At 68.3% G+C, this 25,303-nt stretch carries 29 protein-coding genes; 17 read left to right on the top strand and 12 right to left on the bottom strand.

The genetic code is table 11. The features are described 5' to 3' along the window. Positions 1–7: 7 nt before the first annotated feature. Both AC0IXR_RS16175 and AC0IXR_RS16180 read right to left on the bottom strand, forming a co-directional pair. Positions 8–469: a hypothetical protein gene (locus AC0IXR_RS16175; protein ID WP_471761446.1), complete on the bottom strand. Its 462-nt coding sequence runs from the start codon at positions 467–469 to the stop codon at positions 8–10. Positions 470–567: 98 nt separating this feature from the next. Further along, entirely contained in the window at positions 568–1,716 is a 1,149-nt protein-coding gene (locus AC0IXR_RS16180) for a trans-sulfuration enzyme family protein (RefSeq protein WP_471761447.1), read from the bottom strand. A gap of 158 nt (positions 1,717–1,874) precedes the next feature. Between AC0IXR_RS16180 and AC0IXR_RS16185 the strand changes: the two genes are divergently transcribed. Next, on the top strand, positions 1,875–2,393 hold the full coding sequence (locus tag AC0IXR_RS16185) for a TspO/MBR family protein (RefSeq protein ID WP_471761448.1): 519 nt from the start codon (positions 1,875–1,877) through the stop codon (positions 2,391–2,393). A 7-nt stretch (positions 2,394–2,400) separates the two neighbouring features. On the opposite strand, the gene hemA is transcribed toward AC0IXR_RS16185, so the two are convergent. After that, a complete protein-coding gene (gene hemA / locus AC0IXR_RS16190; RefSeq protein ID WP_471761449.1) occupies positions 2,401–3,744 on the bottom strand; it encodes a 5-aminolevulinate synthase in 1,344 nt (447 codons plus the stop codon). Between the two features lie 342 nt (positions 3,745–4,086). Between hemA and AC0IXR_RS16195 the strand changes: the two genes are divergently transcribed. Both AC0IXR_RS16195 and murA read left to right on the top strand, forming a co-directional pair. Beyond that, positions 4,087–4,254 (top strand): hypothetical protein, encoded by a 168-nt coding sequence (locus AC0IXR_RS16195; RefSeq protein WP_419953189.1) that lies wholly within the window; start codon positions 4,087–4,089, stop codon positions 4,252–4,254. Positions 4,255–4,392: 138 nt separating this feature from the next. Beyond that, positions 4,393–5,682, top strand: coding sequence for a UDP-N-acetylglucosamine 1-carboxyvinyltransferase (gene murA, locus AC0IXR_RS16200; RefSeq protein WP_471761450.1), 1,290 nt, complete (start codon positions 4,393–4,395; stop codon positions 5,680–5,682). A gap of 45 nt (positions 5,683–5,727) precedes the next feature. On the opposite strand, the gene AC0IXR_RS16205 is transcribed toward murA, so the two are convergent. Then, positions 5,728–6,102, bottom strand: a complete 375-nt coding sequence (locus AC0IXR_RS16205) for a hypothetical protein (protein WP_471761451.1) — start codon at positions 6,100–6,102, stop codon at positions 5,728–5,730. A 217-nt stretch (positions 6,103–6,319) separates the two neighbouring features. Between AC0IXR_RS16205 and AC0IXR_RS16210 the strand changes: the two genes are divergently transcribed. From AC0IXR_RS16210 to AC0IXR_RS16225, 4 genes are read left to right on the top strand one after another with little or no spacing between them, the layout of a single operon-like run. Next, positions 6,320–6,829, top strand: a complete 510-nt coding sequence (locus AC0IXR_RS16210; RefSeq protein WP_056422899.1) for a DUF2948 family protein — start codon at positions 6,320–6,322, stop codon at positions 6,827–6,829. After that, positions 6,829–8,124: a histidinol dehydrogenase gene (gene hisD, locus AC0IXR_RS16215; protein WP_056422901.1), complete on the top strand. Its 1,296-nt coding sequence runs from the start codon at positions 6,829–6,831 to the stop codon at positions 8,122–8,124. Before AC0IXR_RS16210 ends, hisD begins: the two co-directional genes overlap by 1 nt. 7 nt (positions 8,125–8,131) lie before the next feature. After that, complete coding sequence (locus tag AC0IXR_RS16220; RefSeq protein ID WP_056422904.1) at positions 8,132–8,647, top strand: UPF0262 family protein; 516 nt, start codon at positions 8,132–8,134, stop codon at positions 8,645–8,647. A gap of 39 nt (positions 8,648–8,686) precedes the next feature. Beyond that, a complete protein-coding gene (locus AC0IXR_RS16225; RefSeq protein WP_056422907.1) occupies positions 8,687–9,148 on the top strand; it encodes an arsenate-mycothiol transferase ArsC in 462 nt (153 codons plus the stop codon). Here the strand turns inward: AC0IXR_RS16225 and AC0IXR_RS16230 are convergent. Further along, positions 9,126–10,001: a C40 family peptidase gene (locus AC0IXR_RS16230; RefSeq protein WP_471761452.1), complete on the bottom strand. Its 876-nt coding sequence runs from the start codon at positions 9,999–10,001 to the stop codon at positions 9,126–9,128. The two genes, AC0IXR_RS16225 and AC0IXR_RS16230, sit on opposite strands and share 23 nt — an antisense overlap. Positions 10,002–10,283: 282 nt before the next feature. Between AC0IXR_RS16230 and AC0IXR_RS16235 the strand changes: the two genes are divergently transcribed. Next, positions 10,284–10,616 (top strand): hypothetical protein, encoded by a 333-nt coding sequence (locus AC0IXR_RS16235; RefSeq protein WP_200919017.1) that lies wholly within the window; start codon positions 10,284–10,286, stop codon positions 10,614–10,616. A 4-nt stretch (positions 10,617–10,620) separates the two neighbouring features. Here the strand turns inward: AC0IXR_RS16235 and AC0IXR_RS16240 are convergent, their stop codons facing one another. The 3 genes from AC0IXR_RS16240 to AC0IXR_RS16250 form a co-directional block, all read right to left on the bottom strand. After that, on the bottom strand, positions 10,621–11,307 hold the full coding sequence (locus AC0IXR_RS16240) for an SDR family oxidoreductase (RefSeq protein WP_471761454.1): 687 nt from the start codon (positions 11,305–11,307) through the stop codon (positions 10,621–10,623). Between the two features lie 88 nt (positions 11,308–11,395). After that, on the bottom strand, positions 11,396–12,112 hold the full coding sequence (locus AC0IXR_RS16245) for an MgtC/SapB family protein (protein ID WP_471761455.1): 717 nt from the start codon (positions 12,110–12,112) through the stop codon (positions 11,396–11,398). 48 nt (positions 12,113–12,160) lie between these two features. Next, positions 12,161–13,063, bottom strand: coding sequence for an alpha/beta fold hydrolase (locus tag AC0IXR_RS16250; RefSeq protein WP_471761456.1), 903 nt, complete (start codon positions 13,061–13,063; stop codon positions 12,161–12,163). Positions 13,064–13,445: 382 nt separating this feature from the next. On the opposite strand from AC0IXR_RS16250, the gene AC0IXR_RS16255 reads away from it, so the two are divergent. The 9 genes from AC0IXR_RS16255 (at position 13,446) to panC (ending at position 21,658) form a co-directional block, all read left to right on the top strand. Then, entirely contained in the window at positions 13,446–14,459 is a 1,014-nt protein-coding gene (locus AC0IXR_RS16255) for an AAA family ATPase (protein ID WP_200919019.1), read from the top strand. 26 nt (positions 14,460–14,485) lie between these two features. Next, positions 14,486–15,418, top strand: a complete 933-nt coding sequence (locus AC0IXR_RS16260) for a DUF58 domain-containing protein (RefSeq protein WP_405030629.1) — start codon at positions 14,486–14,488, stop codon at positions 15,416–15,418. Between the two features lie 3 nt (positions 15,419–15,421). After that, positions 15,422–15,889 (top strand): DUF4381 family protein, encoded by a 468-nt coding sequence (locus AC0IXR_RS16265; RefSeq protein WP_471761457.1) that lies wholly within the window; start codon positions 15,422–15,424, stop codon positions 15,887–15,889. A gap of 4 nt (positions 15,890–15,893) precedes the next feature. Continuing rightward, the gene (locus AC0IXR_RS16270) at positions 15,894–16,907 is read left to right on the top strand and encodes a VWA domain-containing protein (RefSeq protein ID WP_471761458.1); all 1,014 of its coding nucleotides are present in this window, start codon (positions 15,894–15,896) and stop codon (positions 16,905–16,907) included. Further along, a complete protein-coding gene (locus AC0IXR_RS16275; protein ID WP_471761459.1) occupies positions 16,904–17,833 on the top strand; it encodes a vWA domain-containing protein in 930 nt (309 codons plus the stop codon). Before AC0IXR_RS16270 ends, AC0IXR_RS16275 begins: the two co-directional genes overlap by 4 nt. Beyond that, positions 17,833–18,756, top strand: a complete 924-nt coding sequence (locus tag AC0IXR_RS16280; protein ID WP_471761460.1) for a tetratricopeptide repeat protein — start codon at positions 17,833–17,835, stop codon at positions 18,754–18,756. Before AC0IXR_RS16275 ends, AC0IXR_RS16280 begins: the two co-directional genes overlap by 1 nt. A 179-nt stretch (positions 18,757–18,935) precedes the next feature. Further along, the gene (locus AC0IXR_RS16285; protein WP_471761589.1) at positions 18,936–20,189 is read left to right on the top strand and encodes a hypothetical protein; all 1,254 of its coding nucleotides are present in this window, start codon (positions 18,936–18,938) and stop codon (positions 20,187–20,189) included. A 153-nt stretch (positions 20,190–20,342) separates the two neighbouring features. After that, positions 20,343–20,702 (top strand): hypothetical protein, encoded by a 360-nt coding sequence (locus AC0IXR_RS16290; RefSeq protein WP_471761461.1) that lies wholly within the window; start codon positions 20,343–20,345, stop codon positions 20,700–20,702. Between the two features lie 92 nt (positions 20,703–20,794). Further along, complete coding sequence (gene panC / locus AC0IXR_RS16295) at positions 20,795–21,658, top strand: pantoate--beta-alanine ligase (RefSeq protein ID WP_471761462.1); 864 nt, start codon at positions 20,795–20,797, stop codon at positions 21,656–21,658. Positions 21,659–21,665: 7 nt separating this feature from the next. On the opposite strand, the gene AC0IXR_RS16300 is transcribed toward panC, so the two are convergent. The 4 genes from AC0IXR_RS16300 to AC0IXR_RS16315 form a co-directional block, all read right to left on the bottom strand. Continuing rightward, positions 21,666–22,898: an extracellular catalytic domain type 1 short-chain-length polyhydroxyalkanoate depolymerase gene (locus AC0IXR_RS16300; protein WP_471761463.1), complete on the bottom strand. Its 1,233-nt coding sequence runs from the start codon at positions 22,896–22,898 to the stop codon at positions 21,666–21,668. Positions 22,899–23,091: 193 nt separating this feature from the next. Beyond that, entirely contained in the window at positions 23,092–23,817 is a 726-nt protein-coding gene (dnaQ, locus tag AC0IXR_RS16305) for a DNA polymerase III subunit epsilon (RefSeq protein WP_207411141.1), read from the bottom strand. A 35-nt stretch (positions 23,818–23,852) separates the two neighbouring features. Next, positions 23,853–24,458, bottom strand: a complete 606-nt coding sequence (gene coaE, locus AC0IXR_RS16310; protein WP_471761464.1) for a dephospho-CoA kinase — start codon at positions 24,456–24,458, stop codon at positions 23,853–23,855. Then, positions 24,455–25,297, bottom strand: coding sequence for a shikimate dehydrogenase (locus AC0IXR_RS16315; protein WP_471761465.1), 843 nt, complete (start codon positions 25,295–25,297; stop codon positions 24,455–24,457). The genes coaE and AC0IXR_RS16315 overlap by 4 nt, the downstream gene beginning before the upstream one ends. Positions 25,298–25,303 lie beyond the last annotated feature (6 nt).

The raw sequence follows: 25,303 nt of genomic DNA on the forward strand, positions 1-25,303 counted from the left end.
TGAGAGGCTAGGGTTTCTCCAGCACTTCGATCGGGTTGGTGCGCTGGCTCGGCTTCGGCTCGGCGGCGGCGGCGCCGGCATTCCCATCCGCCTTCTCACGTCGGGCGCCGGAACTGGTATCCGCGCCCGGTCCGGTGCCCTGCGTCGGAACCGTGCCGCTCGCCAGTTCGAGGCAGGTCACCATCTCCACGTAGGACGGGAAGCCGCCGGCCTCGAACTGCTTCTCGCACTGCCTCTTGGCGGCTGGCGAATAGTCTCCCCAACGGCGCCGGGCTTCCTTGCGCGCCGCCTCCTCCGAACGAAGGCAGCCTTCGACGGTGGAAGTGTCGCTGACGCTGGCTTCCGCGCGGACCGACGACTTGCAGGTCGCCTGCACGTCGAGCTTGGGCGGCCCATCGGCGGCCAAGGCGGCCCCGGTGAGAGCGACGAACGCGAGGGCACCGGTCAGAAGGGGAACAGGGTATCGCATCGGCTCGTCCTCGCTCGCAGCGCGGCGACCGCCCGGCGGCGGTCCGTCCCTCGCACAATGCGCGAAGGGCGGAATCGCACCAAGAACCCACGAGGAAATCAGCCGAGGGCCGCGTCCAGATCGGCGTACAGGTCGTCCACATGCTCGATCCCCACCGAGAGCCGCAGCAGATCGGGCGGACATGGCGTGCCCGGTCCTTCCACCGAAGCGCGGTGCTCGATCAGGCTTTCGACGCCGCCGAGCGATGTGGCGCGCTTCCATAGGCGCACCCGTGCCGCCGTGGCGATGGCTGCCTCCTCGCCGGCCGCGACACGGATCGACAGCATGAAGCCGAAGCCGCCCTCCATCTGGCGCGCCGCCACCGCATGACCCGGATCGTCGGGCAGGCCGGGATAGAGCACGGACGCCACGCGCGGATGCGCCGAGAAGCGTCTGGCGAGGTCCGCCGCATTGGCCGATTGCGCCGCGACCCGCAGGGGTAGGGTCCGCAGCGAGCGCATGAGGAGATAGGCCTCGAATGGCCCGAGGATCGCCCCACCGCCGGCACGGATCGCGCCGATCCGCTCCCAGAACGCATCGGTGCGCGCTGAAGCGAGGACACCGGCGACCACGTCCGAATGACCGTTCAGAATCTTGGTGGCCGAATGCATGACGATGTCGGCCCCGAGCGTCAGGGGCCGCGTGTGGATCGGCGAGGCGGCGGTGGAATCGACGGCGAGACGCGCCCCTGCCCCGTGCGCGATCTCGGCCGCGGCAGCAATGTCGGTGATGGTCCAGAGCGGATTGCCGGGCGTCTCCACCCAGACGAGCTTCGTCGTGCCCGGCCTGATCGCAGCCCGCAGGGCGTCGAGATCGTCCATGGCGATGAAATCGAGGCCCCAGCCCCGGCGCGGCGCTTCCTGCTGGAGCCAGCGCTTGAGCGCCCAGTACATCACGAGGGGGGCGACGATATGGTCTCCGGGCTCCAGGGCCGAGAAGACGGCCGTGGCCGCCGCCATGCCGGAGCCGAACAGCATCGCGCCGGCCTCCGCCTCCTCCAGCATGGCGATGACGGCCTCCGCCTCGCGGGTCGTGGCGTTGTCGGGCCGGGCATAGGAGAAGCCCGAACTGTAGCCGTTGTCGGGATCGCGGATGAACGTCGTCGAGACATGGAGCGGTGCCACCACCGCCCGCGTCACCGGATCGACATGGCCCATGGCCTGCGCGGCCAGGGTGCGCTTGGTGAAGGGAGTGGTGGACTCAGTCATCGGACCATCCGTACGTTGAGGACGTTGGGGTGTCATCGCCAGGAAGCTCGAGCAAGAAACCTGGGCATGAACCCCCGGCATGAAACCGGCCTCGGCGAAACCCTCGCCAACAGAGAACGCCCTCGCGTTTCGAAGCCTCAGAGGAATGATCTACGCCGATGACGTCCGCCCTCGATGTTCCGGAACGGCCCGCCTTCTCCTTCTGGCCTCGCCTCGCGATCGCCATCCTGCCCGTGGTGGCCACTTCGGTGATCGGCTCGCTCAGCACCACGCCGAACATCGAGGGCTGGTATGCCGGCCTGACGAAGCCCGGCTTCAACCCGCCGAACTGGCTGTTCCCGGTGGCTTGGACCATCCTCTACGCGATGATCGCGCTGTCGTTCTGGCGTTTGCTCGGAGCGTCTCCGGCGACGGGTCCGATGCGGCGAGGTTGGTGGCTGGCGGTCGGTGCCTTCCTCGCCCAACTCGCGCTCAACGCGGCCTGGTCGCCGGTCTTCTTCTCGGCCCATGCCCTCGGCTGGGCGGGAATCGTCGCCGCGGCGATGCTGGTAATGATCCTCTGGACCATCCGCCTGTCCTGGCGCTTCGACCGGTTCGCGGCGTGGCTGCTCGTGCCCTACGCCGCCTGGGTCGCCTTCGCGACTCTGCTCACCGTCACGCTCTGGCGGTTGAACTGATCGATTCCTACTCCGCCGCCTCGACGAACACCGTGCCGGCGCGCGGCAGGTCGAGCGTGTCCCAGGTCTCCGTCAGGGCCGCCGTCAGCTTGGCGATGCGGGCCGCGTCGTGGAACGGCGAAGGCGTGATCCGCAGGCGCTCGGTGCCGCGCGGCACGGTGGGGTAGTTGATCGGCTGGATGTAGATGCCGTGCTGTTCGAGAAGGTGGTCGGCCGCCGCCTTGCACAGCTCGGCATCGCCCACCATCACCGGCACGATATGGGTCTCGGTGGGGAGGACCGGCAGGCCCGCCTCTTCCAGCGCGGCCTTGGTGAGGGCGGCCTGGCGCTGATGCGCCGCGCGCTCCACCTGCGAGCGCTTGAGGTAGCGCACCGAGGCGCGGGCCGCCGCCGCGATGGCTGGCGGCAGGGCGGTGGTGAAGATGAAGCCCGGCGCATGGCTGCGCACGGCATCGCACAGCACGGTGGAAGCGGTGATGTAGCCGCCGACACAGCCGAAGCCCTTGGCCAGGGTGCCCTCGATCACATCGACCCGGTGCATCACCCCGTCGCGCTCGGCGATGCCGCCGCCGCGCTCGCCGTAGAGCCCCACCGCATGGACCTCGTCGAGATAGGTCATGGCGCCGTACTTGTCGGCGAGGTCGCAGATGGCGGTGATGTCGGAGACGTCGCCATCCATTGAATAGACGCTCTCGAAGGCGATCAGCTTGGGGCGGTCCCCGGCGGCGATCAGCAGTTCCTCGAGATGGGCGAGATCGTTGTGGCGGAAGATGCGCTTCTCGCAGCCGGAATGGCGCACGCCCTCGATCATCGAATTGTGGTTGAACGCATCCGACAGGATCAGACAGTTCGGAATCAGCTTGGCGATGGTGGAGATGCCGGCCTGGTTCGAAACGTAGCCCGAGGTGAAGACGAGGCCTGCCTCCTTGCCGTGCAGGTCGGCGAGCTCACGCTCCAGATCCACCAGCGGCGAGTTGTTGCCGGCGATGTTGCGGGTGCCGCCAGCGCCGACGCCGCATCGGGCGGCGGTCTTGGTCATGGCCGAGACCACGTCCGGATGCTGGCCCATGCCAAGGTAATCGTTCGAACACCATACGGTGATTTCGCGGGTGCCACCGTCGGGACGGCGCCAGTTGGCGGTGGGAAAACGTCCGGCGATCCGCTCGATATCGGCGAAGACCCGGTAGCGCCGCTCGTCGTGCAGCCGGTCCACCGCCCTGCGGAAGTAGCCTTCGTAATCGATTCGTCCGTGCCCGAACGACGCGCGGGTAGAGGATCCTTCGGCCGAGGGATCACGGGGCGTCGTCGTATCGCTGATCATCGTCATCGCGGGCATCCGATTCACGGGCATCCGTCCTTCACGCTATGGCCGACCGCATGTCAGCGCCGCTCTAGGCGGCCTCGGCATCCGCTCGTCTGCATTCAGCAGCAGCATCGTTACAAAGGGCTTGTTCCGAAGCACCAAACTCTCCGCTGCAGGCCTCGTCGATATGAGTCCCGCTGGCGCAACGATCTCGCTTCGCATGGCGCGGAAGGAATCAGACGGTGCTGATTTCGACGCCACGGCCCTGACGATACAGGCGAACTTGGAATTGGTTCAAGTCGACTCCTGCATTCCAGCTCTGCGCCTGTTGAGACCGGGTCGCAAAGCCGGTATTTCGCCCTGGCGACGAAGGGTCGCGCAGTGATCGCCATGAAGAACGACGCCACGCGGAACGAGCGCCTGAAGGCGGCCCTGCGGGACAACCTGAAACGGCGCAAGGCCCAGACGAGGATCCGTGGGCAGGCAGCGGCCGCAGCGGAAACAGGCGATGCCGATGAGCGACCGGACGCGAAGCCGGATCGCGACGGAGACGGCTGACGATCCTTTTTCGGACAAAACTCACGTATAGGCGGCTCGATAAGGCCGTGCCGCGAGCGCACCGCTACCGTTTGCAGAACCAGGATGGCGCCGCCCTCTCGTTACGGGGAGGGGCGTGACGCCGCGCGAAGGACGACGATGGACCGGATCAACATCATCGGCGGAAAGCCGCTCCACGGCGTCATTCCGATCTCGGGCGCCAAGAACGCCGCCCTGCCGCTGATGATCGCGAGCCTGATGACGGGGGAATCCCTTGAACTCATGAACGTGCCGCGCCTCGCCGACATCCACGCCCTGCTGCGCATCCTCGGCAACCACGGCGTCGACCACATGGTGGTGGGCAAGCGCCCGGGCGATACGACGGAGACCGGCCAGACCATCCGGCTCACCGCCTCCAACGTCATCGACACCACTGCGCCCTACGAACTCGTCTCCACCATGCGGGCGAGTTTCTGGGTCATCGCGCCATTGCTCGCACGGTTCGGCGAGGCCCGTGTCTCGATGCCCGGCGGCTGCGCCATCGGCACCCGCCCCATCGACCTCATGCTGATGGCCCTGGAGCGCCTCGGCGCCACCGTGGAGATCGACGGCGGCTACGTCGTGGCGAAGGCCAAGAGCGGCCTGCGCGGCGGCGAGATCCACTTTCCCAAGGTCACGGTGGGCGGCACCCATGTGGCGCTGATGGCGGCGGCGCTCGCCAACGGATCGACCCTGATCGAGAATGCCGCGCGGGAGCCGGAAGTCGTCGATCTCGCCGATTGCCTCATCAAGATGGGCGCCAGGATCTCGGGGGCCGGCACCCCGCGCATCACCATCGAGGGTGTCTCGCGCCTCAACGGCGCCCGCCACACCGTCCTGCCGGACCGGATCGAGACCGGCACCTACGCCATGGCGGCTGCGATGGTGGGGGGCGACGTGACCCTGGAGAACACCCGGGCCGACCTGCTGCACAGCGCGCTCGACGTGCTGACGACGACGGGCGCCGAGATCACCAGCACCGCCGACACGATCCGCATTCGGCGCAATGGCAGCGGCATCGCTGCGGTGGACGTGACCACGGACCCGTTCCCCGGCTTCCCCACCGACCTCCAGGCGCAGTTCATGGCGCTGATGACCCTTGCCAAGGGCCAGTCCCACATCCGCGAGACCATCTTCGAGAACCGCTTCATGCACGTGCAGGAACTGGCGCGCCTCGGGGCCAGGATCCGGCTCGAGGGCGATCTCGCCATCGTCGACGGGGTGGAGCGCCTCAAGGGCGCGCCCGTCATGGCGACCGACCTGCGCGCCTCGGTCTCCCTCGTCATCGCCGGCCTCGCCGCCGAGGGCGAGACCAGCATCAACCGGGTCTATCATCTCGATCGCGGCTTCGAAGCGCTCGAAGCCAAGCTCGGCCGCTGCGGCGCCGAGATCAGCCGCATCCGCTCCTGAGCCTCTCCTGTCCGGGAGGCGGTCCTCGCCTCCCGGACAAGGACATTATTCCAGTACGTTGCCGCGCTTGGGGCCGAATCCCGGGATGTCGCAGCGGCAGGGCGACTGGATCGGGCTCGGATAGGCGGGGCAATTGCCGCGCGCCGTGACGCAGACGCTACCCATGCGCTGGCGTCCGTATCGCTGCTGCTGCACCGGCCGACGCTCGCCATCCTCGTAGGGCCGGGCATAGCCGTCGTAGCGATCATAGCCCCGCGGCCGGTCGTCGCCGTAGGGCGAACGGCCACGAGGCGACCTGTCGTAGCCATCGTCGATGCGGAACTGGACCTGCGCCTGGGCCTGCCCCAGGCCGAGGGCCGTCGTCGCCGCCAGGGCGGTCAGGGCGGCGAAGGCGATGCGGCATACGGGTCCGAGAACCATGGTGGTGGATGTCCCAATCGAGAGTTCGGCGAAAGACTAACCTGTTCCGCATGAACGCCGTCTGACGTCGCCCCCCGCAAACGGCCCATATCGCCGGCACGCCGTAATTGTTCCGGGCCGCGCAGTTGCCGCAGGGCGGCCGCCTCGCTACCTACGGCCGACCCTCTTCCACATCCGGCGCCCGATCCGGCGGCGTCCGGCCAGATGCGAACCCGACATGGAGCTCCTCAAGCTCGCTGCCCTCGACGCGGAGGATCTCGCGATCCTCTCGGCCCATCTTCAGGATGCGGTCCTGCTCCCGCAGGATCTCGCTTATCTCGCACCGTCACACCGCTTCGTGCTGGTGGGGCGGCGTTTCGACTGGTCGGCCCCGGAGGGGGAGGCCCCGCGCCGTCGCCTCACCGGCCTCCATTTCGAGCGGGTCATGGCCGTGCGCGCGCGCGGAATCACGCCCGGCTCCACCTCCGACGAGCCTCTCAACCTTCTGGCCGTCACCTTCGAGCCGAAGGAGGAACCCTCCGGCACCATCACCCTGGTCTTTGCCGGCAAAGTAGCGATCCAGCTCGATGTGGAATGCATCGAGGCGCGGCTGAAGGATCTCGGTCCGGTCTGGGAGGTGGAAGGCCGCCCCGATCACGAGGCGGCGCAAGCCGGCCGCGCCGCGATCCAAGGTGATGCGGGTACGGCTCCCTCCGACAAGGACAACGTCGTGAAAGATTCTGCCTGATGGTGCGCCTCGACAGCCGCGACGCCGATTTCGCCACCGCCTTCGCCGGTCTTCTCAGCGTCAAGCGCGAGATCTCCGAGGATGTGGACGAGACCGTTCGCGGGATCATCGCCGGTGTGATCTCCGGGGGCGACGCCGCCCTGGTGGATTACACCCGCCGCTTCGACCGGCTCGGCGAGGACTTCTCCGCCGCGACCCTGCGGGTGACCCCGGATGAGGTACGGGCTGCCATCGCCGCCTGCCCGGCCGAGTCCCTCGATGCCCTGCGGCTCGCCGCGACCCGCATCGAGACGTTCCATCGCGGCCAGGTACCCGGCGACCACATGGCCACCGACGATCTCGGCGTGACGTCCGGCTGGCGTTGGACGTCGTTGGAATCGGTGGGGCTCTACGTGCCCGGCGGGACGGCGAGCTACCCCTCTTCCGTCCTCATGAACGCCATTCCGGCTCGCGTCGCCGGGGTCCCGCGTGTCGTCATGGTCGTGCCGATGCCCGAGGGACAGATGAACCCCCTGGTCCTGGCCGCGGCGGACCTTGCCGGCGTCACCGAGATCTACCGGATCGGCGGGGCCCAGGCCGTGGCGGCGCTCGCCTACGGCACCGAGACCATCGCCCCCGTGGCCAAGATCGTCGGACCGGGCAATGCCTGGGTGGCCGCCGCCAAACGCCGGGTGTTTGGACAGGTCGGAATCGACATGATCGCCGGTCCGTCCGAGGTGCTGATCCTCGCCGACGGTCACGCCAACCCCGATTGGGTGGCCGCCGACCTCCTCGCCCAGGCCGAGCACGATGTCGCCGCCCAGTCGATTCTCATCACCGATTCGCCCGCCCTCGCCGATGCGGTGGAGATCGCGGTGGAACGCGCTTTGGCCACCCTGCCCCGCGCCGACATCGCCCGGGCGAGCTGGCGCGATTACGGCGCGATCGTCCTCGTCTCGGATTTCGAGGAGGCCGTGCCCCTGGTCGACCGCCTCGCCCCGGAGCATCTGGAGATCGAGACCGCCGACCCGGAGGCCCTGGCCGCCAAGGTCCGCAATGCCGGTGCGATCTTCCTCGGCAGCCATACGCCGGAAGCCATCGGCGATTACGTCGGCGGCCCGAACCACGTACTGCCCACCGCCCGCTCGGCACGGTTCTCCTCGGGCCTCGGCGTGCTCGACTTCATGAAGCGGACGACGATCCTGCGCTGCGATCCCGCCGCGCTGAGGGCCTTGGGGCCGGCAGCCATCGCGCTGGGACGGTCGGAGGGCCTCGACGGCCACGCCCGCTCGGTCGCGATCCGCCTGAATCTGTGAGGGGACGATGGCCGGCTCAGAACAACCAGAAACAGGACAAGCGGCAGAGAAAGCGTCGTCCATCCACCGCCTCGCGGCGGTGACCTTCGACGAGGATTCCATCGGCCGGGGCAATCCCGATCAAGAGCACGAGCGCGCCATCGCGATCTTCGACATCCTGGAGGAGAACCACTTCTCCATTCCCGGACGCGAGGGCCCCTACGCCCTCACCCTCGGCCTCGTGGAGAACAAGCTCTCCTTCGCGATCCGCCGACAGGACGGTGAGCCGGTGATGACCCATCTCCTGTCGCTGACCCCGTTCCGCCGGGTGATCCGCGACTACGAGATGATCTGCGAGAGCTACTACAACGCGATCAAGACCGCCTCGCCGACCCAGATCGAGGCGATCGACATGGGACGGCGCGGCCTGCACAACGAAGCCTCCGAACTCCTCCGGCAGCGCCTCGAAGGCAAGGTCGATCTCGACCACGACACCGCGCGACGCCTGTTCACCTTGGTCTTCGCCTTGCACTGGAAGGCGTGAGCGCCCTCCCCGTCGTTTGAAGCCCGAGGTAGTCACCGGATGGCGGAAGAGGCCGGCCCGAAGAAGACGCGCGTGCAGTCGGTGCTGTTCATGTGCAACTTCAACGCTGTGCGGTCCCTCGCGGCGGAGGCGGTGGCGCGTCACTATTTCGGCAAGTCCACCTATGTGCAGTCGGCGGGCGTCCGTTCCGGCGAGCCGGCAGACCCGTTCATGGTTGCGGCCCTCGACGAGATCGGCATCAACGCCTCGAAACACCGGCCCCGGACCCTCCTCGAACTGGAGGAATGGGAGGGGTTGAACTTCGACCTCATCATCACCCTGTCGCCCGAGGCCCACCACGCGGCCCTGGAGGTCACCCGCACCAACGCCGTCGATGTGGAATACTGGCCGACGCCGGACCCGACCTTGATGCAGGAAGCCTCACGCGATCAGCGCCTCGAAGCCTATCGCGACGTCCGTGACGGGTTGATCACCCGAATCAAGGCCCGGCTGAAGCCGTAATGCGCCGGAGCGAGGTCACCGCGCCGTAGCTCTTCTCGGCAATGCGCTCCACCGCTCCCGCCAGGGGCTCCACCGCCACCGCCATGTGGTGACCGTTGGCGTGGATGAGGCGGGTCTCGTCCAGCATCATCCCCACATGGCCGCGCCAGAAGACGAGATCGCCCCGGACCAGGCCGTCGAGGCGCTGGGGCAGCGCCGTGCCGAGCGCCGCTTCCTGCTGATCCGCGTCGCGGGGAGACGGAATGCCCGCCATGGCGAGGCAAAGTTGGACGAGGCCCGAGCAATCGAGCCCGAGACTGGTGCGACCTCCCCACAGATAGGGCGTGCCCACGAGACGCTCGGCGGTTGCGGCAGGGTCGGACTCCACTGTGCCGACCGGGACGCAATGATCGGCGAAGACGTAAGAGCCCTCCGCCAAGCGCAGGAACTCACCCTCCCGCCCGGTGACGCCGAGCCCTGCACCGAGGTTCACGTGCCCGAGTGGTGGCCGTTTCATGTTGGCGGCCGGATAGAGGAAGGTCCGAATGGCCGTCACCCGATGGGTCGGGGACGGGACGCCCGGGGCGCAGGATTCCGCCGGTAGGTAGCCGACATAGCCGTCGGTTTCGAACTGTACGAAGGTGAAGCCGTCGCTCGTGTCGTAGAGCGTCAGGGGGTCGCCCATGACCGCTTCGGTCTCGATGCCGGCGTCGAGACTCGGTCGCCGCCGCAAGGGGGCGGATGGCACGATGAGCCGGCCGGGCTGCCCCGCTACATAGCGGTCGGCGTCGATCCGGCCGCGAAGGCGGAGATCGGCGAGGTCGGGGCGGGCCGGAACCAGCCTGGAATCGGTGAGATCGGTGATGGGAAACATGATGGGCGCAGTATCGACGGGAGCCCGACGGCGCGCAACGCATCGGACGAGGCCCCAACGGAGCCACTGGAATATGCGTCATAATGACGCGTATCTTGCTTCTCCGATGGGCATTCGCTCAGGCAATCGAATAGGGAAATGGCATCCCGGCCTCGATCTGGCGGAAATTCCGACTCCAACGGTGGGGAATGCGCGAAACGCGTGGGTGCATCGTTAAAATGGTGCAATGCACCGGAGCCCCTGTCGCGCTATCCTCGGCTCATGTCGAGCGTGGGCCGAGTCGTGAAGAAGACGCCGAAATCCTTCCAAGACCTGCCCCCAATCCGCGTGCGGCGCGAACCGCCCACGATCCCCGAGGCGGTCGCTGCCGCGCAGGATCTCGCGGACGATCTCGAACAGCAGGTCGAGATTGCCGCTGGCCTGATCGGACTTCCCCTCGACGAGGTGCGCCCGCACGTACTCGCCGCCGGGAAGCAGAAGCCCGAGAAGATCTCCGAGCGCATCCTCACCGCCGGCAGCCCGAGCCGGGCGCCGCGCACCGTCATCGTCGAGCGTCGTACCCGCCCGCCCGTCGTGGTGGAACGGCGCGGCCGTCCCCTCGACGGGCGGCGCTGACCGCCTACCAGGTCAAGGTCGCGCCGGTATAGTCGAGATAGGCGATGCCGGGTTTGCCGAGCCGGTTCTCGATGACGTCGGCCAGACCGGCGACGCTCGTCGCCACGTCGAGATCCGCCTCCTCGCCGCCCATCTCCGTGCGGACCCAGCCGGGATGGAGAAGGACCACGCCAAACCCTTCGTCGCGGTGACGGATCTCGAAGCTGATGGCCAGCGTGTTCAACGCCGCCTTGCTCGCGCGGTAGGTCTCCCATCCGCCACTCTCGTTGAGGGAGACGCTGCCGAGGACGGAGCTCATGAAGGCGATGAGACCGTTGCCCGCCAGCCGATCGCGGAACCGTTCGGCGAAGCGGATCGGGCTGATGGCATTGGTGAGGTAGACATGCGCGGCGACCTCGCGTGGGACCTCATGAGCAGGATCGTGCGCCTGGGTCGCCACGCCGGCCACCACGAAGATCAGGTCGTAGCGTTGGTGAGCGAGCCGATCGTGGAGAGTGGCAACCGCCGCGTCATCATCGATATCGGCGATCTCGATGCCGAGCGCGTCAGAGGCCAAAGCCGCCAATCCGGCAGAGGGCGAGCGCTGGGTGGCGGTGATGGCCCAGCCGCGCGCAAGGAACGTCTCCACCAATCCGAGGCCCAGGCCGCGCGAAGCCCCGACGATCAATGCGTTCCTACGTGTTCCGGCCATGGTTAGGATCCTCCATCGCCGGGGCGAGGCCCGGCATCACGGGCCTAGTTTGGTCTTTTCCTCACGGCGGCAATGGCGGCGGACGCGCTCAATCGGCAGTCTGGACCGACCAGGTGGCATGGCTGATCCGCTCGTGGCGCTCCAGCCCGGCCACCACCGCGTCGAGTTCGGCGGAGTCCACCGCCGTCGCCACCAGGGTCGCCACCACCTCCACCGTCTCCTCGCCGCGTTCCACCACCTCGGTGCCGCCGACCGGGTAATGCGCCGCCTCCAGCCGTTCCACGAGAAGGTCGCGGGCGGGGCCGGCATGCTCGGCCGGCACCGTGACCTGGACCTCGTAGGTGGCCTCGGTCTGGCTCTCATCAATGGGGACGCGGTTGATGGCGTTGACGAGGGGCCGCAGCAGAGTGTTGCCGGACAGGATTGCCACCGTGACGAAACAGGCCTCCAGGGGGAAGTCGGCCCCGGCGAAGGCCCCCACCGCCGCCGAGCACCAGAGGGTGGCCGCGGTGTTGAGGCCACGCACGTTCATGCCCTCCTTCATGATGACGCCGGCCCCGAGGAAACCGACGCCGGAGATGACGTAAGCGACCGTGCTCACCGCGCCGCGCGTGCCTTCGAGGCGCATGCCGAGATCGACGAAGGCCGCCGCCCCCACCGCCACCAGCACATTGGTGCGCAGGCCCGCCGTACGCTGGCGATATTGCCGTTCGGCCCCGATCATCGTGCCGAGCACGAAAGCGACGATGAGGCTGAAGGCGGAATTCACGAATTCCGGCAGCGGCGAAGCGAGAAGCGCAGTCATGGGCGCTGCATGTCGCCCGCCCATGACGAAACGGTGACGCTTCGCGCGTCAGCCACCGAGGAAGGCCCGCAGGGCCTTGAGCGTCTCGGGGGCATTCTCCTCCGCAAGGAAATGCCCCGATGTGATGTCCACGGCCTCGGCCTTCGGCGCGAAGGTCCGCTGCCACGCCGCCAGCGGGGTCTCGTGCGAATGGTCGAGATAGCCGTCGCCGGTGAGGATCAGCGTCGGGCAGGAGAGGGTCTTTCCTGCCGCGAGGTCGTCCAGGTCGGCCTCGCGGTCGCGGGTCGCGCCGGCGCGGTAATCCTCGCAGAAGGCGTGGATGCGCTCGGGAACGTTCCAGTTCTCGCGATAGAGGCGCAAGGCTTCCGGGACGAAGGGGTCGAGGCTCCGGGCATTGCTCCATTGCCGAAGGAGGGCTTCGAAATAGGCGACCGGGTCGCGGCCGATCTCCTCCTCCGGACCGGGGGCCGGCCGGGCCAGGGATGCCCAATGCGACGACACGTCGGGATCGGCTTCGATCCGCTCCCACTGAACGAGGGTGGGTAGGATGTCGAGAAGGGCGAGGCGCTCGATCCGGCCCGGCTCGTCGAGGGCGAGGCGGTAGCCTACCCGCGCGCCGCGATCATGACCCACGAGTGCGAAGCGGACATGGCCGAGCCGCTCCATGACCGCCACCACGTCGCGACCCATGCGGCGCTTGGAATAGGCCTCGTGATGGGCATCACCTTTGGGCGCTTCCGACCAGCCGTAGCCTTTCAGATCGAGGCACACCACGCGATGGGTCTCGGCCAAAGCCGGCGCGATGCGGTGCCAGCAGGCATGGGTCTGCGGAAAACCGTGCAGCAGGATCAGGGGAGGCGCATCCTTACGACCGCCGTTGCGGGCGAAGAAACGGCCCTCCGCAATGTCGATCCAGTCCGCGCTGAAGCCGGGGAAGAGGTCTGTACTCATGGTCTGCTCCAGTCTGCCCGCTGGGTTGGGACGGAAACCGGGAGGTCGGCCCTCGGTTTCCACCGACGTCTAGCAGGATGCGACATAACGCCGAATTCCGGCTTAGATCCTCGGGATCGGCAGAGAAATCCGCTCTGCATGCATTCGACTTCATGAAATCCCGGTGGTCGGGCATTCTGCCCGATCTCACCCTCGTGTTTCACGGGAAACGTCCCACGGGATTGACGCCGGTGCTCCGCTGCATGCAAACCCGATCGATATAGGGATCTCTTAAGAATCCGCCCGAGGAGACGCGCATGGTGCTGTACGCCGGCCCTGCCACGATCATGCCCCGCCTATCCGTTGCGGCAGCCCTGCGGGCGGCTCCGGCCGACGCGCGCTCATGAGCGACGCGACACTGGCCATGCGTCCCGCTACCTCGGCGGCGCCAGCCGCCGACGAGGCGCTTCGCGCACGCATCCTCGCTTTGCGGGATGGCCTGAGCCACGGGCTCATCGGCGCCGAAACCCTCGTGGAGCGTCTGCTCATCGGGCTTCTCACCGGTGGCCATCTCCTCATCGAGGGCGCGCCCGGCCTCGCCAAGACGCGCGCGGTCAAACGCCTGTCGGACGGGCTCGACGGCAGCTTCGCCCGCATCCAATGCACGCCCGACCTGATGCCGGCCGATCTCACCGGCACCACCGTCTGGCGCCAGGATGCCGGCGATTTCGAGTTCCTGCCCGGTCCGCTGTTCCACTCCCTCATCCTCGTGGACGAGGTGAACCGCGCCCCGCCCAAGGTGCAGTCGGCGCTGCTGGAATCCATGGCCGAGGGCCAGATCACGGTCGCCGGCCATACCCATGTCCTGCCCGACCCGTTCATGGTGGTGGCGACCCAGAATCCCATCGAGCATGCGGGAACCTTCCCGCTACCGGAGGCACAGCTCGACCGCTTCCTCCTCCATGTGGTGGTGGAGATGCCCGACGAAGCCTCCGAGCGCCGCATCCTCGACCTCGTCGAGGGCGAACTGAACCACCATGCCGAGGCGATGCCGGTGAAGCTCACCGTGGCGGAGATCCGCGCCGCCCGCGCGGCGGCCCTCAACGTCCACGTCTCGTCGGCCCTCAAGGACTATCTGGTGCGGCTCGTGGCCGGCACCCGCACCGACAAGGCGGCCCCGGATCTCCGCGCCTCGATCGAGCACCCGGCCTCCCCGCGCGGGACGCTGGCGCTCATGCTCGCCGGCAAGGCACGGGCCTATCTGCGTGGCCGCGACCACGTGATCCCGGAGGATATTTCCGATCTCGCCGCCGACGCCCTGGCGCACCGGATCGGGCTCACCTGGCGCGCCGCCGCCGAGGGACAGACCGCGCGGGGCATCATCAAGGGCCTCGTCCAGCGGGTCCGGGCGCTCTGAAGGCGGAATGGTCGGGTAGCACAGCCATGGCGTCCCCCTCCGGCCCGAGCACGGGCTCCGCACACGGCCCCGGTATCCATCTCTCGGGCGAAGCCCTGATGGGACTACGCCACCTCGCCCGACGCGGCGTCTCGCCGGCCACCCGCACCCTGGCGGGTCTTCCCGGAGGCATCGTCACCCGCCGGCGTGGACGCGGATCGGAGCCCGACGACGTGCGGCTCTGGTCCGAGGGCGACGACCGCCGCCATATCGACCGCAACGCCACCGCCCGCACCGGCATCCTCCACGTGCGGACCCACCATGACGAGCGCGACCGCGCCGTGGTGCTACTGGCGGATTTCCGCCCTTCCATGCTGTTCGGCACGCGTCGCGCCCTGCGCTCGGTGGCCGCGGCCGAAGCCCTGGTGCTGCTCGGCTGGCGCATCGTCGGCGATGGTGGCCGCATCGGTCTCGTGGCCGCGTCCTCGGGGGAGCCGGTGGTGGTCCGTCCCGGCGGCGGCGAGCGGGCCATGACGGCGGTGACGGGTGCCCTTGCCATGGCTCATGCCCAGGCGCTCGCCGCCTCGGACATGCAGGATCCCCCCCTAGACCGCAGCCTCACCGTGGCGGCGAGCCTGCTTCCGTCCGGCGGCCATCTCGTCATCGGGAGCGCGCTGGACGCGCCGGGGCCTGAATTCGACCACCTGCTCACCGTGCTGGCCGAGCGCCTGTCGATCCGCCTCGTCCTCGTCAGCGATGCGTTCGAGCGTAGGAAGCCGGCGGGGTTCTTTCCGTTCGCCACGCCGGACGGGCAGCGCGGCACGGTTCAGGTCGGGCGCTCCGCCGCCAATACGGATGGCGTGCCCGACGACCGACTCATCGCCTATGCGCGGCGCGGCATCGAGGGTCTGCGCCTCGACGTGGAGGCCGGCCCCGAAGCCTATGCTCCGCTGATGGAACGTCTCGATGCGGTGCTGTAGCGCGTGAACCCGCTTAGCTCCCCCACCGATCTCACCCAGCTGCGCGGCCTGCACCTCCCGGCCGATGCGGGTAGTGGCGCGCAGGGCGAGGTGGTGCTGGCCATCGCGCTGGGCTTCGTCGCGGCCCTTCTCGTCGGCCTCGTCAGGCTGATGCGGGCGCGCTCGAACGCTTCGGTGCGGGCCTCGGCCCTGCGCGGCCTCGCCGAGACGCGCACACTCGCTCCGGACGCACGCCTCATCGCGCAGGCCCGCCTGTTGCGGCGCCTCGCCCGGACGCTCGCCGGCGACGAGGCCGCCTCGACCCAGGGACGCGACTGGGCGGCCACCCTCGACCGCCTCTTCGCCACGGATGTCTTCAGCAAGGGCGCAGGCAGGGTCGTGACGGAGGGCCTGTACCGGCGCTCCTCCCCGGCCGACGTCGAGACCCTCGATTCCGAACTCAGCCGTCTTTTCGCGCGGATCAGGGCCTGAGCCGATGCCAGCCTGGTTCACCGCTTTCCTCTCGGCCTTCGATCTCGCCGCGCCCCTGGCGCTGCTGCTCCTGCCGCTGCCCTTTCTCGCGGCCCGGCTGCTGCCGCCCGAGCGGATGGGATCGAGCGGTGCCTTGCGCGTTCCGTCCACCGTCGTGATGGGCTCCGCCCGAGGGGACGGCGTGGCGGCGCGCGGGCGCGGGCGCTCGCTCCTGATCTGGACCCTCTGGGCCGCCCTGGTGGCGGCGCTCGCCGGCCCCCGCCTCGTCCTGCCCGCCACCGCGCTTCCGGCCTCGGGTCGCGAGATCATGCTGGTGATGGACCTGTCCGGCAGCATGGAGCGCCGCGACTTCGCCATCGACGGCGAGACCGTGACGCGGCTCACCGCGGTGAAGCGGGTGGGCACCGACTTCATCCGCCGCCGGGCCGGGGACCGGATCGGCCTCGTCATCTTCGCCAACGAATCCTACGTGGCCGCGAGCCCGAGCTTCGACACCAATACCGTGGCGCGCGCCCTCGACGAGGCGACGATCGGCCTCGTCGGCCGCTCCACCGGCATCGGCGACGGTCTCGGCCTCGCCCTCAAGCGGCTGGTGCCGGCCACCTCCGGCGAGGCGTCCGACATCCCGCAGGCCACATCGAAGGTCGTGGTGCTGATGACGGACGGGGCCAACAATGCCGGCCAGACCACGCCGCGCGACGTGGCGGCTTTGGCCAAGGAACTCGGCGTCAAGGTCCACACCATCGCGCTCGGCCCCCGTGACATGTCCAATGCCGACGGCGAGCAGGATGTGGTCGATGCCGAGACCTTGCGGGACATCTCGACTCTCACCGGGGGCACCTTCTTCAGGGTGAAGACCACCGACGACCTCATCGCCATGGCCGATTCGATCGATGCCATTGAAGGCGGTCGGGCCAAGGCTCCCCCGGTCCCCCTGCGGCAGGACCTGTGGCCCTGGCCCGCTGGCATTGCTCTCCTCTGCGCGGCGGGCCTGCTGGTAGCGAGGCGCAAGGCATGAGCGCCCTTCTCTCCCTCGCCATCCTGCGGCCCTGGTGGCTCCTGGCGATTCCCGTCATCCTCGTCCTCGCCCTGCGCGCGGCCTGGCGCTCGGCCCCGCTGGGCGATTGGGCGAAGGCGGTCGATCCCGGCCTGATGGCCTTCCTCGAGACGCGCGGAGCCGTCCTCGGTGGTCGGCGCCAGGCCAACCTCGCCGCCGCCATCGCGGCCGGCCTCATCGCCGTCGCCCTCACGGGACCGGCCATCGAGCGCCCGGACGCGGCGACCTTCCGCAACCTTGATGCGACGGTGGTCGTCATCGATCTCTCGCGCTCCGTGGCCGAGGGCGGCCACCTCAAGGAGGTCCGCCAGATCGCCGACAGCGTGGCCCAGGCGGCGGGCACCCGCAGCGTCGCCGTGGTGGTCTATGCCGGCGATGCCTATCTCGCCGCCCCACCGACCACGGATCGCGACGCCCTGAGCCTCGTCCTGTTCGCCCTGGACGGCGACACCGTGCCCGATCGCGGCACCCATCCCGAGCGCGGCCTCGCCATCGCACGCCGGACCCTGGAAGAGGCCGGCGTCATCGCCGGCGACGTGGTCCTCGTCACCGATGGCGACGGGATCGGCGATGCCGCCATGCGCGAGGCCACTGCCATCCGGAAAAAGGGCTGGCACCTCCATGCCGTGTTCGTTCCGGCCACCAAGTCCCTGCCGGCGGGATCGCCCAAGCCGGACCGGGCGGCCCTCGACCGCGTGACCGGCACGGGCAACGGCCTCACCGTCGATCTCGACAGGCCGGCCGCCCTCCTCGCTGTGGTGGGGGCCAGCACGGCGCAACATCTGGCGGCGGGCGGCTACACCGTGCTCGCCTTCGCCGATCTGGGACGCTGGCTGATCCTCCTCGCCCTGCTTCCGGCCCTCGCCCTGTTCCGCAGGAGCGCCTGATGAGCACCGCGCGCCTCTCCTTGCCTGATCGTCTTCCCTTCGCCCGTTACTTGCCCCGGCATTGGACCGGCTGTGCCAGGATCGCCGGCATCACGCTGGCGGGGGCCGGCATTCTCGGCCTCACCCTGGTTTCGGAGCCGCGCACGACGCTCGGTCGCAGCCTGATGAGCCTCGGCCTGCCCAACGCCGCCGCCACCATCCTTGCCGATCCGGCTTGGCGCGGGCCCGCGCTTTACGAGGCGGGACGCTACGAGGAGGCCATCGCCATCTTCCGGAATGGCGTCCGGCGCAACGCCTACAATCTCGCCAATGCGCTCGCGCGCTCGGGCGACTTCCAGGGCGCCATCGACGCCTACGACGTCGCCCTGCAATACAATCCACGCGATGCGGATGCGCAGGCCAATCGTTCCCTCGTCGCCCGCCTCGTGGCCGAGGGGCCGGGCGATCCGGGCAAGGGCGGCGGCCTCGCCAATGCCACCGCGACGGTGGGCTCGCGCTACAACAAGACGTCGAATCAGGATCCCAACGACGACATGAAGGCCTCCTCCGTCGGTGAGGGACTGGCCGGCAACAAGGAGGGGGGCACCTCCTCCTCGACGCCGGGCAACAGCAAGGTGGCACGGCGCGGCAAGGCCGAGCAGCAATCGGTGGATTCCGGCAAAGGTGAAGCGAGAGGCTCGGCCAGCGATGCAGCCGGTCGTGGACGCACGGGCGCCGGTTCCGCCATGGTCGCCGCCGCCCCGGAGCGGGAGGCGCGGCGCGTGACGAAGAGCTTCGAAGCGCACGAAATCCGCCCCGACCGCCTCTGGCTCCAGACCCTACCCGACGATCCGGGCCGGTATCTCAAGCTGCGCCTGAAAGCCGAGCAAGCGGTGCGTGTGGAAGCGGGCACGGCGGTCCCGGCGGGAAGCAACCCATGGTGAGCGGAGTGTATCGCCCGGATACCAATCCTCCCCCCTCTGCGGGGGAGGGTGCCTGCGGAGCAGGCGAGAGAGGGGACGACCTCTCCGGAATTGGCGCTCCCCTCTCCCGACCCGCTTCGCGGGCCACCCTCCCCCGCAGAGGGGGGAGGGATCACGGACGGCGTGGCGTCCTCGTGCTCGTGCTCGGCGCGTTCCTATTCCTCGCCGCTCCGGCGCATGCCGAAATCTCCCCCGGCGACCTCACCCTGACGGTGACGCCGGAGCTCAACGGAAACGCGGCGCCGTTCTCGCGGGAAATGGTGCTGCTCCACATTCGCGGCGTCTACCGGCAGGCGATCCTGCTGGAGGAGGTCGTCCAGCCGTCGCTGGCGAATTTCAGCTGGACCCAGCTCGGCCGGGACACCTGGTCGAAGACCCGCTTGCCGGACGGACAGGTGGCGGTAGCCTTCGACCGTACCATTGCGATCTTCCCGCACCATCCGGGCGACTTCACCATCGATCCGTTCATCCACCGCCTCACCATCAACGATGGCGGCACCCGCAAGGTGGTGGACGTTCCCTCCGTACCGGTCTCGCTGCCCGTCGCCACCTGGACGAAGCCGGTGGGCGGCCCCGACGTAAAGGAGCCGTGGTGGCTACCGGCGCGGGACGTCACGATCACGGATTCCTGGAGCCCCGATCCCGAAACGGTGAAGATCGGCGAGACCACGAGGCGCATCGTCACCCTGGAGGCGCAGGGGCTGGTGGCCGAAGGGCTGCCGCCAAGGCCGGTCATGCGCACACGCGGTATCCTCACCTTCGCGGGCCCCGTGACCCGCGAGACGATCATCACCCCGACTGGTCCGGTGGCGCGGGCGACCTATCAATGGGACGTGCGCCCTGCCGTCACCGAGATCGTCCCGCTGGATGCCATCTCCATTCCCTGGTTCGACACCGTCTCGCGGACCTTGCGGGAAGCGGAAATCCCGGCCCGCCAGATCGGCGGCGGCCTGCCCGACCGGGACGAGGACGCCAAACCCGTCGCCCCGGCCTCGCCAATGGTCGTTGCGGCTGCGGCCGTGGGAGCTTTCGGGTTCGGCCTCGCTCTCATCGGCTTTGGCGTTCCGAGGCGCTCTCGGACCCTGCGCCTCGACCGTGCGACGCGTCGCGAACTCGCACGCCACGCGGAGGCCGGCGACGGACTGGGTTTCCGCGCTGCCCTCGGCCCGGTCTTCGAGCGCGAACCCGAACTCGCGCGGCTCTGGCGCTCCACTCCGGTCATCTCCGAGGCACTGGCCGCCCTCGACGCCTCGCTCTATGGCCGAACCGAGGAAGCGACGCCGGACCTGGCTCTATTAGCCGGCAACCTGTCGAAGCCGTTCAAGATCGACAGGCCTTCCGCCGAGCCGGTCAACCCTTTGGCGGATCTCGATGGTCGGGCTTTGCGACGGTAACCTTTCGTTCACCCTGTTCTGAGAATTTCGAGCCTCGTCCACGGACGGAGAGTTGGGCGGTGAACGCCCATCGACAGGGCTTCCGGCGACGGGAGCACGCAGCGGGATGACATGAGCCGAGGGGGCGAGACAGCAGGAGGCCATGCCGCGAGGGTGCTGATCGCGGCATGTTTCGTCGCGTCCGTCTTGGACGGCCCGGCCGGGGCCGCCGATGCGCGGGAGCGCTGGTCCACTCCCTACGGCGTGGAGGCCAACCGCCCTGTTCCGGGAGCCGAGCCGCCGCCGCGTTACTTCCCGCGCGCGGACGAGGACAGCACGCCGCGACGGGAGCGTGCGAGACCCCGACGGGTCGCCTGTATCCCGAGAAGCGTACCCATCCCCACCGACGCGCCGGACGATCCGAGCTATGTCGGATCGACCTACGGGCTCGGAAAACCGAGCTATTACGGCTTCAAACCGGCACTGGGCGTGGACGATCCCTTCGGTCGGTCCCTCCTACCCTATTGCAACTGACCTCGGGCGCTCGCGGCATCTGGCCTTCCGGCACCGAGTTGGGATAGTCGAAGGCTTATCGACGTCCCTCAGAGCCCTGCCGAAGAGCCCCGATGAGCAGCCAAGCCTCGCCCGTCACCCCGGTCCGGTTCGACGCGGTGGACCCCATGCGGGCCTGCATCCGCGCCTGGAAGGCGGCGGGCGACCGTGTCGTCTTCGTGCCCACCATGGGTGCCCTGCACCAGGGCCACCTCTCCCTCGTGACCCGGGCGCGGGAACTGGGGGAGCGGGTCGTGGTCAGCATCTTCGTCAACCCGACGCAGTTCGGGCCGAGCGAGGATTTCTCGCGCTATCCGCGCGATACCGAGGCCGATCTTGCGCTGCTATCGGAGGCGGGCGTCGATGCCGCCTACTGTCCCACCGTGGAGACGATGTACCCGGCGGATTTCTCCACCAGCCTCACAGTAGCGGGCATCAGCGAGGGATTGTGCGGCGCGTTTCGTCCGGGCCATTTCTCCGGCGTCGCCACGGTGGTGACGAAGCTCGTCAATCAGGTCCAGCCCGATACCGCCCTGTTCGGCGAAAAGGATTTCCAGCAATTGCAGGTGATCCGCCGCGCAGTGCGTGACCTCGACATTCCCGTCGCGATCGGCGGCGTCCCGACATTGCGAGAGGAGGACGGCCTCGCCCTCTCCTCCCGCAACCGCTACCTCGATGCACAGGAGCGACGGATCGCCCCTCTTCTGCATCGCGAGCTGTCGATCATCGCCGAAGGATTGCGGGCGGGGAACGCCGCGTCCCCCCTCGTCTCCGCCTCGACCGATCGGCTGATCGAGGCCGGGTTCAGCACGATCCAGTATCTCAGCGTGTGCGATGCCGACACGCTGGCCCCGGTGGAACACGCCACGGGAGCGACCAGGATTCTGGTCGCCGCCTATCTCGGCTCGACGCGACTCATCGACAACGTGGCGGTCTGACAGTGATTCACTGGCGCGGTCGGTCGAGGCGGTGAGCCATGAAGAAATCGACCATCGCCCGTGACGCATCGGGTCCGCGACGGTCGGTGTAGCTGCCCGACGGGTCGCCCCCCGACCAGGCATGGTTGAGGCCGCGCACGACCCAGCTTTCCACCACCACACGATCGGTCTCGTCGGCATAACGCGTGCGGATATAGGAGAGCCCGCCCGGACTCACGCCGTCCGAGACGGAAGGCGTGAGCGCATCGACGCCGGCCTGGAGCAGGACCTGCTCGCCATTGCGCGGGTGGACGGTGCTGTCGTTCTCACCGTGAACCATGATGGTCGGAACGCGGGGCGTCCCTCCCTGCAGAGTGGCGGCGGCTCCCGAAGGCCCGAGACGCATCGTCGTGAGCGCCGAAGAGACGTCGCCGGCGCATCCGGCCGCAAGGCCGGAATGCACGCCGACAGCGGCGTAGAGATCGGGATAGGCCAGGGCCACGTTGGCAGCGGCCGCGCCACCGGCGGAGAGGCCAGCGATGTAGACCCTGCGCGGATCGACATCGTGGTTTTGCATCACCTCACGGGTAAGGCCAGCGATGATCTCGGCCTCGCCCAGGCCCCGTGCCTGATCGCCGGGCTGGTACCAGTTCCAACAGCGCTGGCCATGGTCCCTCGTGCTCTGGCCTGGATAGGCGACGAGGAACCCTTCCTGCTCGGCAAGGAGGTTCATGCCGGTTCCGGCAGCGAAATCGTCCGGTGACTGGGTGCAGCCGTGCAGCATCACAACCAGGGGAGGATGGGTGACCGTACGGCTGGGAATGTAGAGCTTGTAGTCGCGCGCACCCGCTTCGTTGGCGAAGGAATGCGCGGTGAAAGTTCCCTCTCCCGTGGTGAGAGACGGAACGTTTCCGTCCCGGAACAGCGTCGCAGGATCGGACCCCATGAAGCCGGACGTCGCCGGAGCGGGAGCATTCGCGCCTTGAGCGACCGCGCCGGATGGCGACGACAGGCCGAATTTCCGCGCGACCTGATCCAGGGCCCCACGAAACTGATCGTGCAGACCTTCCGCGATCCCGCCTGCCGAATGCGTGGAGGTTGCGGCGTCCGCCGTCTGACCGGAATGGCTGGCGCCCTGGCTCCCGAACAGGCCGCGCTGAATGAGATCGGACGCTTCCTGCAAGCGGCCCGCCCCCGTCAGCTTGGTGGCTTCGACGAGATCGGCCAGACGTGCCTGTGTCCGGTTCGGGTGATCAGCCATCGCATGATCGCTTTCTTGGGTGTTGGACATGTGTGTCGACGAGCGGCCAGCGGATCTGATCGATGCAGGATAAAAGCTGATCCGGCATCGACGATGGGCTCGATTCGCCTCCGCGCCGACTCGTTGTGCAAAGATGTAAGCTGGTTCTGTTGCAATGCAATATGTGTTTTATTGCATTGCACCTAGGCAATATTTACTCGCCTTCGCTCTCGCTGACATAGTCGCGCCAGATCGGGCTTGCACTGAGAGATGAGACGAACGCAGCATGCTGAGTAACGTCCAAGGGGTTCAAGCGGTTGCGCAATCGGCGTGGCCCTGTGGCGACGGGACCGTCGCCGGAGGCAACGATCTGGATGGGTTCGGCGGCCTCGACCATCGCCAGGCCAAGGCTTGTCTGCTTGCCGCCCAGCAGCTCGATATAGACCTCGGCCAGGATCTGAGCGTCGAGAAGCGCACCGTGTTTGGTGCGCCGCGTCGTATCGATCCCATAGCGGACGCAAAGCGCGTCGAGGCTGTTGGAAGCGCCGGTATGCTTGCGCCGCGCCATCTGCAGCGTGTCGACCACCGCCCCCAGGTCGATCTGCGGCGGCCCGCCTTCGCCGAGCCGGGCGAACTCCATGTTGAGGAAGCCCACATCGAAGGGCGCGTTGTGGATCACGAGGGGGGAATCGCCGCAGAAGGCGACGAAATCATCCACGATCGCCGAGAAGACGGGTTTGTCGGCCAGAAACGCGTCGGAGAGACCGTGGACGCCGAACGCACCCTGCGAGACCGGCCGTGTCGGATTGACGTAACGGTGGAAGGTCACCCCCGTCTGGATATGGTTGATCAGTTCGACGCAGCCGATCTCGATCAGCCGGTCCCCGTTCTTGGCATCCGTACCGGTGGTTTCGGTGTCGAGGACGATCTCACGGAGCATGGTGCGGTCCATTCGAGGAGAAACGAAGCGGTCGGTCAGGCTTGGCCTGCGCCGACGAGCCGTTCGATGAGAGCGTCGACCTGATTTTCGGCGCCAGCAAGGCCAAGCCCGGTATCGATGAGGAAGTCGGCACGGGCGCGCTTATCGGCATCGGGCATCTGCTTGGCGAGGATCGCGGCAAAAGCCGCCTCGGACATGCCCGGGCGCGCCAGCACACGCTGCCGCTGAACATCGGGATCCGCCGTCACCACCAGAACCGCATCGCATCTCGCCTCTCCGCCGGTCTCGAACAGGAGGGGGATGTCGAGGATCACCAGGGAGGCGTCGGCGTACTCGTCGAGGAAGCGCTGCTCCTCCGCGCGGACGAGGGGATGGATCGCGGCTTCCAGCCGGGCGAGAGAATCGGGCCGGCCGAGCACATGGTCCCGCAGGCACGCGCGGTCGACGGAGCCGTCCTCCGCGATGGCGTCAGGGAACAGGTCGGCGATGAGGCGGGCGCCGGCTCCACCCGCGGCGTAGAGGCGCCGCACCGCTGCATCCGCGTCGTGGATCGGAATGCCGCGCCGGGCGAACATGGCGGCCGTGGTCGATTTCCCCATGCCGATGGAGCCGGTGAGGCCGAGAATGAACGGCCGGGTCATCGGTTCGCGACCAGATCGGCGACGATCAGGGCACGCAGCTCCGGCGTCACCACGGGACGGGTCCCGAACCAGCGTTCGAAACCCGGCACTGCCTGATGCAGGAGCATGCCGAGCCCGTCCACCACGCGATGCCCTCGCGCAGCTGCCGCTGCGAGGAGCGGCGTCTCCAAGGGCGAGTACACGATATCGGCGACGGCACATTCAGCCGGCAAACGATCCAGCTTGATGTCGAGGGGCGGCTTGCCGGTCATGCCGAGGGAGGTAGTGTTGACGAGAAGCCGGGCGCGGCGGAGGGCATCGTCGAGCCCGTCCCAGTCGATGGCCTCCACGCGGGACGGATCGAGTTCCACGATGGCCTCGGCCCGCGAGCGCGTGCGGTTGGCCACGAGGATGCGGCTCGCCGGCCGGTCGAGGAGGCCTGCGACGACGGCCCGTGCCGCCCCTCCCGCTCCGAGGATCACGACATCTCCCCCATCGGCGCCGAGCCGGTCCGCCCCGAGGGTCTCGTCGAGATGGGCGGTGAAGCCGACGGCGTCGGTGTTGTCGCCGACGAGACGTCCCTGCCCGTCGAAGGAGAGCGTGTTGACCGCGCCGATCCGCCGGGCGGACGCCGTCAGCACCTCGGCCCCGGCGAAGGCGGCTTCCTTATGTGGCAAAGTCACGTTTCCGCCGGCGAACCCGGCAGCCTTCAGGCCGCGCAGGAAGGTCCCAAAATCCTCCGGCGCCACGTCGATCCGCTCGTAGGACCCATCGAGCCCGAGGGTCGAGAGCCAGTGTCCGTGGATCATCGGCGACCGGGAATGGGCGATCGGATGACCGACGACGAAGGCTTTGATCATGAATGG

It is taken from the genome of Methylobacterium sp. AC832 (assembly GCF_979256025.1).

What these genes read in the sequence shown, in the direction of transcription:
- AC0IXR_RS16175 (WP_471761446.1), bottom strand. Translation starts at nt 469, where the DNA reads ATGCGATACCCTGTTCCCCTTCTGACCGGTGCCCTCGCGTTCGTCGCT.
- AC0IXR_RS16180 (WP_471761447.1), bottom strand. Translation starts at nt 1,716, where the DNA reads ATGACTGAGTCCACCACTCCCTTCACCAAGCGCACCCTGGCCGCGCAG.
- AC0IXR_RS16185 (WP_471761448.1), top strand. Translation starts at nt 1,875, where the DNA reads ATGACGTCCGCCCTCGATGTTCCGGAACGGCCCGCCTTCTCCTTCTGG.
- hemA (WP_471761449.1), bottom strand. Translation starts at nt 3,744, where the DNA reads ATGCCCGTGAATCGGATGCCCGCGATGACGATGATCAGCGATACGACG.
- AC0IXR_RS16195 (WP_419953189.1), top strand. Translation starts at nt 4,087, where the DNA reads ATGAAGAACGACGCCACGCGGAACGAGCGCCTGAAGGCGGCCCTGCGG.
- murA (WP_471761450.1), top strand. Translation starts at nt 4,393, where the DNA reads ATGGACCGGATCAACATCATCGGCGGAAAGCCGCTCCACGGCGTCATT.
- AC0IXR_RS16205 (WP_471761451.1), bottom strand. Translation starts at nt 6,102, where the DNA reads ATGGTTCTCGGACCCGTATGCCGCATCGCCTTCGCCGCCCTGACCGCC.
- AC0IXR_RS16210 (WP_056422899.1), top strand. Translation starts at nt 6,320, where the DNA reads ATGGAGCTCCTCAAGCTCGCTGCCCTCGACGCGGAGGATCTCGCGATC.
- hisD (WP_056422901.1), top strand. Translation starts at nt 6,829, where the DNA reads ATGGTGCGCCTCGACAGCCGCGACGCCGATTTCGCCACCGCCTTCGCC.
- AC0IXR_RS16220 (WP_056422904.1), top strand. Translation starts at nt 8,132, where the DNA reads ATGGCCGGCTCAGAACAACCAGAAACAGGACAAGCGGCAGAGAAAGCG.
- AC0IXR_RS16225 (WP_056422907.1), top strand. Translation starts at nt 8,687, where the DNA reads ATGGCGGAAGAGGCCGGCCCGAAGAAGACGCGCGTGCAGTCGGTGCTG.
- AC0IXR_RS16230 (WP_471761452.1), bottom strand. Translation starts at nt 10,001, where the DNA reads ATGTTTCCCATCACCGATCTCACCGATTCCAGGCTGGTTCCGGCCCGC.
- AC0IXR_RS16240 (WP_471761454.1), bottom strand. Translation starts at nt 11,307, where the DNA reads ATGGCCGGAACACGTAGGAACGCATTGATCGTCGGGGCTTCGCGCGGC.
- AC0IXR_RS16245 (WP_471761455.1), bottom strand. Translation starts at nt 12,112, where the DNA reads ATGACTGCGCTTCTCGCTTCGCCGCTGCCGGAATTCGTGAATTCCGCC.
- AC0IXR_RS16250 (WP_471761456.1), bottom strand. Translation starts at nt 13,063, where the DNA reads ATGAGTACAGACCTCTTCCCCGGCTTCAGCGCGGACTGGATCGACATT.
- AC0IXR_RS16255 (WP_200919019.1), top strand. Translation starts at nt 13,446, where the DNA reads ATGAGCGACGCGACACTGGCCATGCGTCCCGCTACCTCGGCGGCGCCA.
- AC0IXR_RS16260 (WP_405030629.1), top strand. Translation starts at nt 14,486, where the DNA reads ATGGCGTCCCCCTCCGGCCCGAGCACGGGCTCCGCACACGGCCCCGGT.
- AC0IXR_RS16270 (WP_471761458.1), top strand. Translation starts at nt 15,894, where the DNA reads ATGCCAGCCTGGTTCACCGCTTTCCTCTCGGCCTTCGATCTCGCCGCG.
- AC0IXR_RS16275 (WP_471761459.1), top strand. Translation starts at nt 16,904, where the DNA reads ATGAGCGCCCTTCTCTCCCTCGCCATCCTGCGGCCCTGGTGGCTCCTG.
- AC0IXR_RS16280 (WP_471761460.1), top strand. Translation starts at nt 17,833, where the DNA reads ATGAGCACCGCGCGCCTCTCCTTGCCTGATCGTCTTCCCTTCGCCCGT.
- panC (WP_471761462.1), top strand. Translation starts at nt 20,795, where the DNA reads ATGAGCAGCCAAGCCTCGCCCGTCACCCCGGTCCGGTTCGACGCGGTG.
- AC0IXR_RS16300 (WP_471761463.1), bottom strand. Translation starts at nt 22,898, where the DNA reads ATGGCTGATCACCCGAACCGGACACAGGCACGTCTGGCCGATCTCGTC.
- dnaQ (WP_207411141.1), bottom strand. Translation starts at nt 23,817, where the DNA reads ATGCTCCGTGAGATCGTCCTCGACACCGAAACCACCGGTACGGATGCC.
- coaE (WP_471761464.1), bottom strand. Translation starts at nt 24,458, where the DNA reads ATGACCCGGCCGTTCATTCTCGGCCTCACCGGCTCCATCGGCATGGGG.
- AC0IXR_RS16315 (WP_471761465.1), bottom strand. Translation starts at nt 25,297, where the DNA reads ATGATCAAAGCCTTCGTCGTCGGTCATCCGATCGCCCATTCCCGGTCG.